General features: G+C 41.2%; 11 protein-coding genes, 1 tRNA gene, 1 pseudogene and 2 other annotated features. Of the genes and pseudogenes, 1 reads left to right on the top strand and 12 read right to left on the bottom strand.

The window, feature by feature from the left end:
• Positions 1-12 precede the first annotated feature (12 nt).
• Positions 13-85, bottom strand: a sequence feature (ribosomal protein L21 leader region).
• A gap of 95 nt (positions 86-180) precedes the next feature.
• From leuD to ACWODM_RS02740, 11 genes and pseudogenes are all read right to left on the bottom strand, one after another.
• Positions 181-768 carry a 3-isopropylmalate dehydratase small subunit gene (gene leuD, locus ACWODM_RS02690; protein WP_455319829.1) on the bottom strand — a complete coding sequence of 196 codons (588 nt, stop codon included), beginning with the start codon at positions 766-768 and terminating at the stop codon, positions 181-183.
• Complete coding sequence (leuC, locus tag ACWODM_RS02695) at positions 768-2,156, bottom strand: 3-isopropylmalate dehydratase large subunit (protein WP_455319830.1); 1,389 nt, start codon at positions 2,154-2,156, stop codon at positions 768-770. The genes leuD and leuC overlap by 1 nt, the downstream gene beginning before the upstream one ends.
• 13 nt (positions 2,157-2,169) lie before the next feature.
• The gene (leuB, locus tag ACWODM_RS02700; protein ID WP_455319831.1) at positions 2,170-3,213 is read right to left on the bottom strand and encodes a 3-isopropylmalate dehydrogenase; all 1,044 of its coding nucleotides are present in this window, start codon (positions 3,211-3,213) and stop codon (positions 2,170-2,172) included.
• Positions 3,214-3,216: 3 nt separating this feature from the next.
• Positions 3,217-4,734, bottom strand: coding sequence for a 2-isopropylmalate synthase (locus ACWODM_RS02705; protein ID WP_455319832.1), 1,518 nt, complete (start codon positions 4,732-4,734; stop codon positions 3,217-3,219).
• A 373-nt stretch (positions 4,735-5,107) separates the two neighbouring features.
• Positions 5,108-5,389, bottom strand: coding sequence for a hypothetical protein (locus ACWODM_RS02710; RefSeq protein WP_455319833.1), 282 nt, complete (start codon positions 5,387-5,389; stop codon positions 5,108-5,110).
• Between the two features lie 227 nt (positions 5,390-5,616).
• Positions 5,617-6,105 carry a cysteine hydrolase family protein gene (locus ACWODM_RS02715; protein WP_455319834.1) on the bottom strand — a complete coding sequence of 163 codons (489 nt, stop codon included), beginning with the start codon at positions 6,103-6,105 and terminating at the stop codon, positions 5,617-5,619.
• 122 nt (positions 6,106-6,227) lie between these two features.
• A complete protein-coding gene (locus ACWODM_RS02720) occupies positions 6,228-6,662 on the bottom strand; it encodes a VOC family protein (RefSeq protein ID WP_455319962.1) in 435 nt (144 codons plus the stop codon).
• A gap of 147 nt (positions 6,663-6,809) precedes the next feature.
• Positions 6,810-7,007, bottom strand: a pseudogene (locus ACWODM_RS02725) (MerR family transcriptional regulator); the annotation flags it as partial.
• Positions 7,008-7,217: 210 nt separating this feature from the next.
• Positions 7,218-7,595, bottom strand: a complete 378-nt coding sequence (locus ACWODM_RS02730) for a DUF3021 family protein (RefSeq protein WP_455319835.1) — start codon at positions 7,593-7,595, stop codon at positions 7,218-7,220.
• Between the two features lie 170 nt (positions 7,596-7,765).
• Positions 7,766-7,839 (bottom strand) — tRNA-Arg (locus tag ACWODM_RS02735).
• Between the two features lie 101 nt (positions 7,840-7,940).
• Entirely contained in the window at positions 7,941-8,630 is a 690-nt protein-coding gene (locus ACWODM_RS02740) for an O-methyltransferase (protein WP_455319836.1), read from the bottom strand.
• A gap of 155 nt (positions 8,631-8,785) precedes the next feature.
• Positions 8,786-8,993: a binding site (T-box leader), on the top strand.
• A 371-nt stretch (positions 8,994-9,364) separates the two neighbouring features.
• On the opposite strand from ACWODM_RS02740, the gene proS reads away from it, so the two are divergent.
• On the top strand, positions 9,365-10,801 hold the full coding sequence (gene proS, locus ACWODM_RS02745) for a proline--tRNA ligase (RefSeq protein ID WP_455319837.1): 1,437 nt from the start codon (positions 9,365-9,367) through the stop codon (positions 10,799-10,801).
• 93 nt (positions 10,802-10,894) lie between these two features.
• On the opposite strand, the gene ACWODM_RS02750 is transcribed toward proS, so the two are convergent.
• Positions 10,895-12,124 carry a carbohydrate-binding domain-containing protein gene (locus tag ACWODM_RS02750; protein ID WP_455319838.1) on the bottom strand — a complete coding sequence of 410 codons (1,230 nt, stop codon included), beginning with the start codon at positions 12,122-12,124 and terminating at the stop codon, positions 10,895-10,897.
• Positions 12,125-12,269 lie beyond the last annotated feature (145 nt).

Raw genomic sequence — 12,269 nt, forward strand, 5'->3', positions numbered from 1 at the left:
AGCACCTCCTTGTAATATACTTAGACTCGCCATCCCAAGTGACTTAACGTACTTAAAAACTTGTTCTGTGCGGTTGTAGCTGTGGAGTCCACAATTACAACATTAACATCTTAACAAAAAGTCAGCTTCTCGTCAATGAAAAGTTCTGAAATATTTTCTTACCTATAACAAAAAGGTTCATTATTCCCAGTAAGAAGGGATCTTTTTCTCGTAAGCTTCGATCGCATCAATCTCTTTTAAAGTAATACCGATCTCATCTAAACCGTTCACCAGCTTGTGTTTCCAAGTCGGATCAATATCAAAAGAATATTCCTTCTCTCCAGAAACGACTTTTTGATTCGGCAGATCGATCGTGATCTCATCTGTCGGAGCCAAGGCTGCCAATTCGTCTAGTGACTCTCTTGGCAGAACGACTGGCAACAAGCCATTTTTCAGCGAATTCATATAAAAGATATCACCGAAACCACCCGCGATTACTGCTCGAAAACCATAGTTGGCGATTGCCCAGACCGCATGCTCTCTGGAAGATCCTAGACCAAAATTGTCGCCGGAGATCAAAACAGTCGCTTCCTGATATTCTGGAAAATTCAAAACAAACTCGGGATTTGGCTTACGTCCCTTCAGGTAACGCCAGTCATCAAATAAAAATTCGCCAAAGCCTGTTTTCTCGATCAATTTTAAATACGTCTTTGGTAGGATCTGGTCGGTATCCAGATTATCATTCATAAAAGGAACGGTTTTTCCGGTATAAACTGTAAATGGCTCCATTAGCTCACGCCTCCTATCTCTTCGCGTACATCAACAAAACGTCCGTGGATCGAGGCCAAAGCCGCCATCGCCGGACTGCAAAGATGTGTGCGGGAATTTTTTCCCTGACGACCAACAAAGTTTCGATTGGATGTGGATGCACAGTGGACAAATTCCGGTACCTTGTCAGGATTCATTCCCAAGCACATGGAACAGCCGGGTTCACGCCACTCAAAGCCAGCCTCCGTAAAGACCTTATCCAACCCGATTTTCTCCGCCGCTTTACGAACTGGTCTAGAGCCAGGAACAACGATTCCAGTGACACCCTCTTTGATCTTCTTACCCTTCACAAATTTTGCTGCTTCCTGTAGATCTGACAAGCGTCCATTTGTACAAGAACCGATAAAAACATATTCGATCTTGATATCAGAAGCTGTTTGTCCCGGTTGAAGATCCATGTACTCGTAAGCCAAACGATCATTATGATCTTTGATTTCCGGGAAGGGCTGATTGAAGGACACAGACATCTCAGGATTTGTTCCCCAAGTAACATAAGGTTCTAGCTTAGAAGCATCCAGTTCTAGAACACGGTCAAATTCAGCGTCTTCATCTGTATAAAGAGTTTTCCAGTCAGCGATCGCTGCTTCAAGCGCTTCTCCCTTAGGTGCATATTCCCGACCACGAACAAAGTCAAAGGTTTTCTCATCCGGTGCCATCATACTCATTTTGGTCCCGCCTTCAACAGACATGTTGCAGATCGTCATGCGTTCTTCCATTGACAAATTCTTGATTGTCTCTCCATAAAATTCCACTGCATACCCTACACCAAAATCAACACCATAAATAGCAATCAGCGCCATAATGATGTCTTTGGCATAAACTCCTGGCTGCAAGCTTCCTGTAACATGGATACCCAATTTTTTAGGTTTGGTCTGCCAGATCGTTTGCGTTGCTAACACATGCTCAACCTCACTTGTTCCGATCCCAAAAGCGATCGCACCGAACGCACCATGTGTTGCTGTATGAGAGTCTCCACAAACGACCGTTTTTCCTGGCTGTGTCAAGCCTACTTCAGGGCCGACTACGTGTACGATCCCTTGACGATCAGAGCCATTGTCACAAAGCGTGACACCAAACTCCTCACAATTTTTTCTTAATGTATCGATCTGTTTTTTTGAAATAAGATCGGTAATATGATGAATATCTTTGGTCGGCACATTGTGATCCATCGTTCCAAAAGTTTTGTTCGGCTGGCGAACAGGTCGACCTGCTTCACGCAATCCTTCAAAAGCCTGTGGTGTAGTCACTTCATGGATCATGTGCAAATCAATGTAAATCAGCTGTGCTTCGCCTTCCTCACCACTGATGACATGCCGTTCCCAAAGTTTATCAAATAGTGTTTTTCCCATTTTTAAGACCCCTTTAGCTTAGTTTTTCAAGAATCACTGCTGTAAAATCAGTTGTCGAAGTTTCCCCGCCTAAATCTTTAGTCAAAACGCCTTCCTCCATCGCTTCAAAACAAGCTCGGTCGATTCGATCTGCTTCTTGGTTCATATCAAATGACTGACGCAACATCAAACTAGCTGAAAGAATCATCGATACTGGATTGGCAATATTTTTCCCTGCAATGTCCGGTGCTGAACCATGAATCGGTTCATATAATGAGACACCCGCTTCTCCATGACTGGCACTCGGTAGCACCCCTAAAGTTCCCGGAAGCACCGAAGCCTCGTCACTTAAGATATCACCAAAGAGATTTTCGGTCACGACGACATCAAAAATCGTCGGATTTTGAATGATGCGCATTGCCGCTGAATCTACATATTGATGCTCCAAAATGCAATCAGGAAATTCTTGAGCGACTTCTTCTGCTACTTTTCGCCATAATTTGCTGGTTGCCAGAACATTGGCTTTATCCACAGACAGAATATATTTACGACGCCCTTGTGCAATTTCAAAAGCCTGACGCATGATCCGACGAATCTCTTCCTCATGATAGCGATTCGTATCGTAGGCTTCTTGAGCCCCCAAATGACGGGGTTCTCCAAAATAAATCCCGCTGGTCAATTCACGAACGACAATGAAATCCGTCCCTTTGACGATTTCTTCTTTGATCGGTGACAAATGTAAGAGTGCATCTGGAACAGCGATCGGACGAATATTGGCAAATAAGTTCAATGCTCGTCGCAAAGCTAGCAATCCTTGTTCAGGTGTTTGAGCAGCATGCTCCCATTTAGGACCACCGATCGCTCCTAGCAGAATCGCATCTGCCGACTGACAAGCTGCCAATGTTTCTTCAGGTAGCGGCGCGCCCTTAGCATCGATACCTGCTCCGCCAAAGGGATGTGCTTCAAACTCAAATTGTATCTCGGCATTTTCAACTGCTTTTTTCAATACTGCCACGCCACTGGCCATAATCTCGGGACCGATTCCGTCACCCGCTAAAACAACAACCTTTTTTTTCATTGATTATTCTCCCTTTTCCTTCAAGATCGCACTAGCCTGTGTATAAGCTTTTGCTGAAGCTTCCAGAACATCAAAATCCACACCAATTCCGTTGATACGATCTTTAGTTTTCTCACATTCGATTGACACATGTACCTCAGCCTGAGCATCTTCCCCACTAGTCAATGCAGTAATTTCATAGTCAACCAGTTTTGGCTGCTGCTGGAAGATTTGATCGATCGAATTGTAGATTGCTTGAATACTTCCTGCTCCAATAGCCGAAGCTGTGTGTACAGCTTCCTGTTCATCTTCAATAGAAACGATTGCTCCCTGATAGCCATTTGAAACATATTGTAGTTGAACTGTTTTCAATTGATAGTTTTCTTCATTCCGACGAACCTCATCAGCACGCAGCGCAATCAAATCTTCATCGGTGATCTGTTTTTTCTTATCTGCTAACTCTTTGAATTTCTTGAACAGACTCTTCACTTCTTCATCCGTTAGCTGATAGCCCAGCTCAGACATTTTGGTGGTAAAGGCATGACGCCCTGAAAGCTTGCCCAATGGTAGAGCATTCTTCTTCACACCAACTAGCTGCGGTGTGATGATCTCGTAGGTTTCCGGATTTTTCAACACGCCATCCTGATGGATTCCTGATTCATGGGCATAGGCGTTACCACCAACGACTGCCTTGTTTTTAGGAACACCGTAACCAGATAGTCTAGCCACAATATCGCTGGTTCTTTTCGTTTCATCTAAAACAATATTGGCTTCACATTGATAAAAGTCTTTGCGAATATGCAAAGCAACGGCAACTTCTTCCAAAGCTGTATTGCCAGCACGTTCACCGATCCCGTTGATGGCACCTTCCACTCGTTTCGCACCATTTTCGATCGCTGCCAAAGCATTGGCAGTAGCCATCCCCAGATCATCGTGGCAATGTGAAGAGAAGATGATTTCCTGATCACTCTTGATGTTATCGATCAAATAAGCGAACAAGGCGCCATATTCTGTCGGATTGGAGTAGCCGACAGTATCTGGAACATTGATGATCGTTGCGCCAGCATCGATCGCTGTTTGGATAGCTTCCAGCAAAAAGCTTTTCTCAGTTCTGGTCGCATCTTCTGGAGAAAACTGGACTTCCTCAAATCTGTCTCTCGCATAGCTGACGTGCTCTTTGATCGAAGCTAGTATTTCTTCCCTTGTCATTTTTAATTTATATTTCAAATGAACATCACTGGTTGCAAGGAAGACATGGATCTGCGGTTTTTTGGCATCCTTCAATGCTTCATAGGCGCGGTCAATGTCTTTTTTCTGACAGCGAGCCAAACCAGCCACAGCCATATTCGTTACTGCTGCAGCAATCGCTTGAACAGCCTCAAAATCACCTGGTGAAGCAATCGGAAAACCTGCTTCGATCGTGTCGATCCCCCATTTCTCCAATTGTAGAGCAATTTGGACTTTCTCATTCGTATTAAAGTTTACACCGGGAGTTTGCTCCCCATCCCTTAGGGTGGTGTCAAAGAATTGTATTTTTCTCATCTTACTTCTCCTTCTTCTGTCTGATCGTGATTAGAACGTATAAAAAAAGCACTCCATAAAGGTTTTCCTTCATGCAATGCGAATAGGACTCTTCTTAAATGTACACTAGAAAAGAGTCCTGATCTATAATAATAAAAATGCAGTGATTGAGCTTCCTGAAATTTTCATATTAACCACCTAATCCGTCGAGTTCTTGATAAAAAGATACCGAAAAACCAAAAAGAAGTCAACACTTTTGTGCTAATTTTCTGAATATTTCGTCTTTCCATTCCGACTCACTTTAACCACCGCATGCATATAGCTTGTCAACTATGTACTGCAATCAAAAATAGACAATCTCTGGAACACCTTCCAATGACTGCCTATTTTAGCTTTATTCGACTGTATAAGTATTTTTTTCCCATGTGTAAACAGAATCCAATCCAAAATATTGCACAAATGTCGTAACAGCATTTGCTTCAAAGCGATTTGAAATGTTGACTTCTTCAACCTGTCCCTGTTCATAACCTGTGATGACCAAACGACACAATAAATTTCCTTTAGATAATAATGAAACCACATTGTCTTCTCGTTTGAATTCATAGTTTTTATTTTTTAAGTAACCTGTCTCATAGCCATCTTTACACAATGTCTCAATTACTTTTACTTTTTTCACCAAATTCGTCTCCCCCTTTTTGTAAGATTATACACAAAATCTGCTATTTGGCAACTTTCTCTGGAAAATTACCTCTTCTATACCTTTATACTAGAGGATTCTTTTCATTAGCAATCGTCTTTATGTTACAATCAGTGACTTCTAGAAATCAGTAGCACTAAAAATTTTGTCCTCTATTAGGACATTCCTTTCTACGTAGGCAAGAACCATGTCTACCTTTTTTTCATTTAGTCTAAGAAGGTAACAAATCTATCACTCCAAATCAGCTCGTAGAAAGCATTTAGCTCTTCAGCCGTCAAAAAATCATTGTCATGAGTCATCGTAGAACGATGAAACATATTCAGTTGATAACCAAAGCTATGAGCAACTTTGATTGTTGTATCCACACAAAATTCTGTTTGGGAACCACAAATCTCAATTGTTTGAACATTTAACACAGTAAGTAGCTTTTTCAAATCAGTTTGGTAAAAAGAACTGGCAAACTCCTTCAAAATATAATGGGCATTTTCAGGTTGATTCAACTCAGAAACAAGTTGCCACAACTCTTCATTAGGGACTAGTTCTTCATCACAATGTTGGACAAAAATCACTGGTGAATCATGGTATTCAGCTATTCGTTGATTGACATGGTCTATCACCGTAGCAAAATTATAGGTCTTAGGATATTTACAAACACCATTTTGTAAATCAATGATCAATAAAGCATCACTTTTCATCTCTTTTATTCCTTTCAAGAATCATTTGACTAACGATCCTTTTCTCTCTTTTTCAAAGTGTAGCATTTTTTACACAAAAAAACATCCAGCCCTTCTCAAACTGGATGCAACACTATTTTTTCTTACATCATTTCTTCTTCAATAATCTTGATTCTTTCTTCAAAGCTTAGCTCTCTATACACCTGATGCAGCATCCACATGTAGCCAAAGGGATCCACAAACAATGAATTACTGATCGAATCTCCCATCATTTTGGTGACTCCTTGCATTTCCGTACAGCCTTTTTCAAGAGCTGCCTTATGGGTCTTCTCAATATCGTCTACTGTAATATTGAACCAGATCGTATTGGGATGTTCTGGATCAGGGGCTTTTAGTCCGTATTCCTCATTGGCATCCAGCATATGGAATCTAGTCCCGTACAGGGTGAATACTGCTTCATTCAGACCTTCCTGATACTCTGTTGCTTCGACCACTTCCACATCAAAAATCTCTTTGTACAAAGCCAAAGCGTCTAAACTATTTTTGACAATAAAATCTATTTCTGTTCCTTTGATCATTTGTTTTTCCTCCTTTAATAATTTCAGCTGTTCATTAATTTTTTCGATTTTCTGCTGCTCCACTTCAATCACTTGATACGACTGAACTTTTTTTCTTTCTAAAACCACACTCAAAAAATCTGGATCATTGACGCGTTTCAGAGCGACATTGATTTCTTCAACCTTAAACCCAGAATCTCGCAACAACAGAATTTGATTCAAATGTGGAATCTGATGACCGCTATACAGTCGATACCCTGTCTTTTCATCCACATGGAAAGGACTAAATATCCCGCATTCATCATAGTATCGCAACATTCGGGGCGATACTTTTACTAATTTCGAAAACTGACAGATTCTATACATCTCACACTCCGTCGTTCCTTATTTCTTTAACTTACATCCTTATCATAAACCTTCTCACTATGTGAAGGTCAATAAAAAAGTATTGAAAATATGGAACGATTGTTTTAATTAGAATTCCCAAGTGCATCAACTAATTCACTTGTCTATGAAAATCAAGGTATGAGCAATAAAAAAACACTCAACCTTTCTTGAGTGTTAGCGAAATTCTTATTAATTGAATAGTTTACCAAAAATAAAATAGAACACGGACCACAAAACTATGCCGACAAATAGAAAAATACCTAAAATTTTAAAGAAATCTGACACATTATTTAAAGGAAACCAGCCGCTGATCAATAAAATCGGAAACACAACCAAGAGCATAATACAGAAATGAATCACTGACTGCTTCAGTAATGACCAATTCTCTACTTGATAAATAACCGAAGCTGCTGAGACAGCACTAATAATTATCCCAGTTAGAAAGGTCGATTTGACCTGAAACGTGTCTAAGTTTTGGAACTTCATAATTCCAGATATGCCACTCATGATGACAAATGGGATCCCACCTCTTATTAAAGCTTGAATGATATAGTTCGTGTCTGTCACGTCCTTTTCAACTACATTTGTTTACTTTTATACTAGCAAAACTTTAAAAATTTTTCAATTATCAGACGATTTCGTCTAACATCGTTAAATTTTATGCTTATTTTTCTAAGAAAAGTGAGAACAAAAAAAGAAAGAACCTTGATATATCAAGGTTCTTTCAGCGTCTTTTACGTCACAGGAGGGATTCGAACCCCCGACCGTCCGCTTAGAAGGCGGATGCTCTATCCAGCTGAGCTACTATGACAAATGTGTTTCAGCAACAAAAATTATTATATGAAAAGACAAGAGGAATGTCAATCTTTTTTCTGTTGTTTTTAAGGCGTCTCACATGAGACGCCCTAAAAATCAGTCTTCGATCACGATTTCTTCTGCTTCTTTGGTGATCAAAGCAACGCCATCCCCCAAAGGAACCAGACTGGTTGTTAAATCCGGATGAGTGTTGATCACGTCAAGGAATCGTTTTAGTTTACGATGGATCGTTCTGCGGTTGCGAGGAACGTCTTCAATCGGATCTAACACAGTTCCCCCTTGAAAGACATCATCCACCATCAAGACACCGCCTTTTCTCAACAATCTCAGACACTCCGGCAGAAATTCGATATATTTTGACTTTGCACTATCCATAAAAATAAAATCATAGGGACCTGTCAATTCAGGCAAAATATCTGCTGCCTGTCCTTCAAGCAAGGTCACCTTATCGGCCAGTCCCAAGCGTTCGTAAGTTGCTTTGGCTTTGCGGATCATCACATCAAACCGATCGATCGTTGTAACATGTCCGTCTTCTCCAACATATTGTGCCATCAAGCTAGACGAGAAGCCTAATGCTGTTCCTATTTCCAAGATCTGCTTTGGTTTGATCTGACCTAAAAGAAATTGCAAAAAAACGACTGTTTCGTGAGGAATGATTGGTACCTCATTTTCATTTGCTTCTTTTTCGATCTGTGCCAGTTCTCCTGTTAATTGTTTTTGTTCAGTTCTTAAAAAATCGACAAGCTCGGGTTTCACTACTGGTCGATGCATCATTTCATTTCGCATGTTTTACACCTCATGATTCTCTTTGTTTAAATCGTCTGTTTATTCACTGTTTTACATTATACGAATTTCAGAAGCAACCTGCAAATATTAATTTTCATTCGTCGACCAATTTGAAGAAAAATTTTCCACTTGCTTTTTTCGTCGTTTCCGATTAGTCTAGAGACAGGATTTGGATCAGTAGTAAAAATACGTTTATAGAGAGTCAAGGCTTGGCTGAAACCTTGATACCCCTGTTTTTACGAACCTGCCAATGGTAATGACTGCAAAACAGTCGGGTGAAGACCCTTATTTCTTTTTTGAGCTGGATTGTAAAATACAATCAACAAAGGTGGTACCGCGAACGTCACGCACTTCGTCCTTTTTTAGGATGAAGTGCGTTTTGCTTTGAAACACTACGATTTGCCGACTGAAGGGAAAGCAAGAGTAGATGTTGAAAAGTACTAGCTGAGCGTAGCGAGGGTAGTCACATTTGCTTTGAAACACTACGATTTGCCGACTGAAGGGAAAGCAAGAGTAGATGTTTCAAGAACTTAGCGGTTTACCGCTTAGAGCTTGATGAGATCGGAACGCAGTGAAGTGATGAAAAGTACTAGGCGACCAGAGGGAGCGTAGTGTCCTTCGTCTCGAAACACAGTGATTCAACGAGAACTGATCCTACAAGCTCTAAAGACAATCAAAGGTCCTACCCTATTTATTTCAATTATCAAACCTATATACTTTTAGGAGGAAAACTAATGTCAGAACAAAAAAATGATTTTACAGAATGGTATCTGCAAACTGTCCAACAGGCAGAATTGATGTCGTATTCACCAGTACGAGGATCAATCATCTTCCGTCCAGATGGCTTTGAATTATGGGAACATATTCAGGAAGAATTCAACAAATACTTGCGCAGCCAAGATATTCGCAATGCCTATTTCCCAATGCTGATTCCACAAAACTTCTTTATGAAAGAAGCGGACCATGTCGAAGGCTTCGCTCCTGAGATTCCTTGGGTAACGGAAGTCGGCAATGAGAAATTGGAAGAACCTCTAGGCTTGCGCCCGACCTCTGAAACAATGATCGGTTCAGCATTTTCTGACTGGATCAATTCTTACCGTGACCTGCCTTACGAGATCAACCAATGGGCCAACGTGTTTCGTTGGGAAAAGAAAACCTTACCTTTCTTACGTACGTCAGAATTTTTATGGCAAGAAGGTCATACGGCACATATCGATGAAGAGGATGCTCGCCAACGTACTTTAAGTGTTCTAGATGAATATGCACGTCTATGCGAAGAATTTTTAGCAATTCCTGTGCATAAAGGTGAAAAAACGCCATCTGAACGTTTTGCTGGAGCTTCTGAAACTTATTCGATCGAAGCAATGATGAAAGATGGAAAAGCAGTTCAAGCAGGAACTTCTCACTACATGGGAACTAATTTTGCAAAAGCCTTTGACATCACGTATTTGAATAAAGAAAATAAACATGTTCTTGCACATACCACTTCATGGGGCGCATCTACACGATTGATCGGTTCACTTATCATGACTCATGGGGATGAAAACGGGCTAGTCTTCCCACCAACAGTTGCTCCAACGCAAGTTGTTTTGCTACCAGTCGGTCCATGGAAGAAAAATCCAGCGATCATGGAAAAACTAGATGAGATCTTTGCTGAACTAAAAGCAAAAGGAATTCGCGTTCGTTTAGATGACAGTAATAACTCTCCTGGTTTCAAATTCAATCAATGGGAATTAAAAGGTGCCTGCCTACGGATTGAATGTGGTCCTCGTGATTTGGAAAACGGCCATGTGATGGTCAAAGTACGGGATCTCCCAGAAAAAGAAACCTTATCTTTTGACTCATTATTTGACTATATCGATGAACAACTTGCTGCGATGACACCACGTCTACTGGCTTCAGCTAAAGCACGCAATGCCGAAAATGAACATTTTGACATTGAAACTTTGGATGATTTGAAAGCACATATTGAAAAATGTAAAGAGAACAACACCCCTACTGGCTTTGCATTGATTGGTTGGGACGGTACGGAAGAAACTGAAGCAAAAATCAAAGAAGAAACCGGCTTTACGACACGGAACATTCCATTTGAAGCACCTATGGAAAAAACCGTGGATATCGTTAGTGGCAAACCAGCCAAACATACGGTCTGGATCGCCAGAGCTTATTAATCGATTATCTAGAGATACCTGTTCAAACAGGTGTCTCTTATTTTTTACAGAAAAAAGCGAAGAATTGCTTCTCCGCTTTTTGTCTATTCGATTTTAAAAACGGTCTCCATCTCTATCGCCACCAGGAGCACCTTCACGCATATTGTCCTCGCCAAAACCACCACCCATGCTGCCGCCAGGTCCCATCATTGACGAAGGAAGCTCGCTGAGTGTTTCACCATTGACGATCAGTGTGCCACCAGTAAAACTGCCGGTTCCATCATAATCGACTGCGGATTGAGCCGTCAACGTGACTACGCCACCGGCGATCGTCAAATCACCATTACTATCCAGCGCATCGGTATCTCCTTGACCGACTTCAACCGTCACATTGCCATCATTGATCGTTAGACTTAAACCTGTAGTAATAATCTCAGATACAGAAGCATTGATGCCATCATCCGTTGCATAGATTGTAATGTCCCCGTCATCAATCACGATGACCGGTGCTTCGATCCCTTCAACACTGTTAACGATATTCAATGTCCCACCTGTGATCCAGATTTTTTGTTCTGCCTTCACAGCATCATCCCTAGAATCGATCGTAATCTCTCCACCAGATATATTCAACTGCCCTTTTTCAAGGTCAGTGTCATTACTTGCCTTCAGTCCATCGCCTTGTGCTGTGATCGTGAGTGTCCCCTCAGAAATAGTTAATGAATCTTTGCCACGAATACCATCGTCTACACTAGTAACATCGATGATCCCTCCTTCAATCCATAAATCATCCTTACCAACGATGCCATCTTCAAAGTTTGCGGTCACATTCAAGACTCCTTCACCTGTAATAACTAGGTCATCTGAGGAATAGATCGCACCATTGATTTCTTCATCGCTACGCGTCGCAGCATCTCCTACTGTATTCGTGGTGTTCGCTGCCAGCTCCAGTACTGTTTGTTCCGCATTTTCAATGAGGATCGCGGCACCTTCACTGCTTTTGATCGTTGCATCGTTCAAAATGATACGAACATATCCTTCTGTGTTGACGGTGACTTGCCCGGTAGTACTCCCACTAAGGACATAGGTACCGGCTTCCGTGATCGCCAGTCCTTCATCTGATAAAGTGACTTCTGTCGTCGGTAACTCATCCCAGTCGATCTCGTCGTTGTCTGTACTTGTCGATAATTGGATCGTTTCACTTTCTCCATTCGCTGTTGAGACTTGTGTGTCATTTACCACCAAACTTGCAGTTTCTGACTGTGTATCCGTTCTACTGCATGCGCCAGCTACCGCCATTGTGATAATTAGAGAAGCAGTCACCACTGTTTTTTTTAATTTCTTCATTCTATCTTCCTCCTTGTATCGTAGTCCTTCTTTTGAATGAGGCTTCTTTCCTGTATCAATTCCTCATTTGAGTCGTACTGTCTTTTAGTACTGTTTTTACAATACAAGGTCTTGCTTAAAGTAAACTTAAAGTAGGAACAAGAAA

The sequence above is a fragment of the Enterococcus olivae genome, assembly GCF_053760925.1.

Bases quoted from the DNA above. Each gene is read 5' to 3' on its own strand.
- ACWODM_RS02705 (WP_455319832.1), bottom strand. From the start codon at position 4,734: ATGAGAAAAATACAATTCTTTGACACCACCCTAAGGGATGGGGAGCAA.
- ACWODM_RS02715 (WP_455319834.1), bottom strand. From the start codon at position 6,105: ATGAAAAGTGATGCTTTATTGATCATTGATTTACAAAATGGTGTTTGT.
- ACWODM_RS02720 (WP_455319962.1), bottom strand. From the start codon at position 6,662: ATGATCAAAGGAACAGAAATAGATTTTATTGTCAAAAATAGTTTAGAC.
- leuC (WP_455319830.1), bottom strand. From the start codon at position 2,156: ATGGGAAAAACACTATTTGATAAACTTTGGGAACGGCATGTCATCAGT.
- ACWODM_RS02750 (WP_455319838.1), bottom strand. From the start codon at position 12,124: ATGAAGAAATTAAAAAAAACAGTGGTGACTGCTTCTCTAATTATCACA.
- ACWODM_RS02740 (WP_455319836.1), bottom strand. From the start codon at position 8,630: ATGCGAAATGAAATGATGCATCGACCAGTAGTGAAACCCGAGCTTGTC.
- proS (WP_455319837.1), top strand. From the start codon at position 9,365: ATGTCAGAACAAAAAAATGATTTTACAGAATGGTATCTGCAAACTGTC.
- leuD (WP_455319829.1), bottom strand. From the start codon at position 768: ATGGAGCCATTTACAGTTTATACCGGAAAAACCGTTCCTTTTATGAAT.
- leuB (WP_455319831.1), bottom strand. From the start codon at position 3,213: ATGAAAAAAAAGGTTGTTGTTTTAGCGGGTGACGGAATCGGTCCCGAG.